This is a genomic window from Roseovarius sp. YIN77 (assembly GCF_057219155.1).
In genome coordinates this window covers 1-500 of sequence record NZ_JBXVVI010000074.1, presented here as the reverse complement: position 1 = coordinate 500, position 500 = coordinate 1, and the positions used below count along the sequence as shown (strand labels likewise).

At 53.2% G+C, this 500-nt stretch carries 1 protein-coding gene; it reads left to right on the top strand.

All coding sequences use genetic code 11. The features are described 5' to 3' along the window. Positions 1-38 precede the first annotated feature (38 nt). Positions 39-500 (top strand): DNA-packaging protein (locus AC2D8P_RS16690; protein ID WP_088541149.1); only part of this gene is annotated, 462 nt, incomplete at its 3' end.

Below are 500 nucleotides of genomic sequence, written 5' to 3'. Positions count from 1 at the left end.
ATCCTCTGAAAAGAAAGGAAATGTCCGTGGAATGAACAATGGAAGTCAACAAAAAGCAGCTGGCTGACATTTTCGGTGCGAGTATCCGTACCATTCAGAACTGGCAGGAACAGGGAATGCCCGTTCTGCGAGGCGGTGGCAAGGGTAATGAGGTGCTTTATGACTCTGCCGCCGTCATAAAATGGTATGCCGAAAGGGATGCTGAAATTGAGAACGAAAAGCTGCGCCGGGAGGTTGAAGAACTGCGGCAGGCCAGCGAGGCAGATCTCCAGCCAGGAACTATTGAGTACGAACGCCATCGACTTACGCGTGCGCAGGCCGACGCACAGGAACTGAAGAATGCCAGAGACTCCGCTGAAGTGGTGGAAACCGCATTCTGTACTTTCGTGCTGTCGCGGATCGCAGGTGAAATTGCCAGTATTCTCGACGGGCTCCCCCTGTCGGTGCAGCGGCGTTTTCCGGAACTGGAAAACCGACATGTTGATTTCCTGAAACGGGAT